The organism is Actinoplanes sp. ATCC 53533 (assembly GCF_003947245.1).
On record NZ_QHHV01000510.1, the window covers coordinates 1 to 1,890 of the forward strand.

Here is a 1,890-nt window from a genome sequence, read left to right on the forward strand (position 1 = left end):
CGAGGTGGACGTTGGCGCGGCTGAGCCCGGCGAGTTCACCGAAGCGCATGCCGGTGTAGGCAGCGGTGATCACCAGGGCGTGGGCATGGAGGTTCGGCATCCGGGCGGCCAAGCACCGGACTTGATCCGGGGTGGCAGTCGGACGGGGCTCATCGGGCCCATCTCGCAGCCGCAGACGCGCGGTCGGGTCAAACAACAGGTAGTGCTCGTCGATGGCCTCCCGCAGCACGAGGCCCAGCACGGTAATGACGCTGCGCACGGTGACCGGCGCCAGCCGGCCGGACAGGGAGCGGGCGAACGCCTTCACCTCGATGCGGGTGATCGCATCGAGGCGATGACTGCCGAACACGGGCAGGATGTGGCAGCGCAACATCGACTCGTATTTCGCGAGGGTGGCCGCACCGGCCAGGTGCACGGGCAGCCAGGTGGCCGTCCATTCGGTGAGAGTTGGCGGCGGCGCGCCGATCCGGAGCTTCATCGCCCGGTTGAGATGATCGAGCCGCTGGACGCGGGCTTGCGCGGCTTCCGCCGTGTCGTAAGTGCCGTCGGTCATCAGCCGACCCGCATGCCGGTACCGCAGCACCCGGTAGCGCTCATGGTGTGGTTCTGCCCAAGCCATGACCCCTCCAAATGTCTCGGGATTGATGAGGGTGTGCCTGGCTACAGCTTGCGGGAGGCACTACAGCCGTTCACCGAGATCCCGACCTCAAACACAGCTAGGCTCGACGACCGCCGACACGACTGCGGTTCCCGGCTTCGGAGACTTCAGAAATCACGAAACCAGGAACTTGAACGGTGTACGGGTGATCATGAAGTTGCGTGACCGCCTACGCTGCGCGCCAGGTCCTCGATCAGCGACGTGGCCGGGGACGAGGCGGGCCTCGATGACTTTCTGACCGCAGTGCTGCGGGAAGACCCAGATGACGGCACGGCCGCCGCGCCGCTCGGTGTCCACCTGACCGCCGCCGGCTGGCGGGTTCCCAGCGAATTCCGTGCGCAATACGTAAGCGATCGCAGGTTCACCGAGCTCGACGACTCGCTCCGCAAGGGCGAGCGCGTCCTGGTCGACAGCGCCGCGCGGAATCCGATGGATCCCGCGGTATAGACGGCCCGGATGCCGACCGCGGGGGTTGCAGCCACATGAACGTCGCGGCGGACCTGCCCACCACCGCGCAGGATGCGCTGCCCGTCCCGGCATCTACTGCCCGATGAACACCACCTCGGGAAGTACAGCGGCAGGTGAGGATCGAAGCGACGGCTCTCCTACAGCACTGCTCCCCCGACCGCCTGACGCCGCGTCGACGACCTTCGTCACCATATGTAACCGAGCCAAGCGGGCAGCAGCATGATCACGTTTACGGATCTGCCGATATAAGTGCGTTCGATCAGCCCGAGGTGTACGTCGGTCGCATATTGCGAGGCACTTGGCGGGAATCGGCCCAGGGCCATTGCGTGTTCGGCGGTTGCAGGCTTGAGCTGGGATGACGTGGGGTGTTTGACCTCTGTGGAGGTGCCCGGGGCGGGTGAGATCGCCTAGGTGATCATGGGAGTTCTCACGCTTCCAGACACTTCGAGGACCTCACCCGCGATGTCAGCATGCCCGATACCGGTACTGTCCGCAGTTGCTACCCCCTCCGACACGCCAGTCCGCCCGGTAACCGAGGGTGAACAGGCCGGTTTGCTGCGAGCGTTGGCAGTGGTGCCGGATCCGCGCAGCCCGCGTGGGCTGCGTTACCCGCTCGCCGGGCTCTTGGCGGTCGCGGTGTGCGCGGTGCTGGCCGGGGCTACGTCGGTGGCCGCGATCGCGGACTGGCTGCACGATCTGGACGACATCGCCCGAGCCCGGCTCGGGTTCGTTCGGGGTATGCCGGCCACGACCACGATGTGGCG

2 protein-coding genes and 1 pseudogene are annotated in these 1,890 nt (G+C 66.6%); 2 read left to right on the forward strand and 1 reads right to left on the reverse strand.

What is annotated here, in order from left to right; translation table 11 throughout:
• Nucleotides 1-583: pseudogene (locus DMB66_RS59655) on the reverse strand (site-specific integrase); the annotation flags it as partial.
• A gap of 276 nt (nucleotides 584-859) precedes the next feature.
• Between DMB66_RS59655 and DMB66_RS59660 the strand changes: the two are divergent.
• Nucleotides 860-1,105 carry a hypothetical protein gene (locus tag DMB66_RS59660; RefSeq protein ID WP_125812681.1) on the forward strand — a complete coding sequence of 82 codons (246 nt, stop codon included), beginning with the start codon at nucleotides 860-862 and terminating at the stop codon, nucleotides 1,103-1,105.
• Between the two features lie 591 nt (nucleotides 1,106-1,696).
• On the forward strand, nucleotides 1,697-1,890 hold a 194-nt coding region (locus DMB66_RS59665; RefSeq protein WP_370321574.1), incomplete at its 3' end, for a transposase family protein.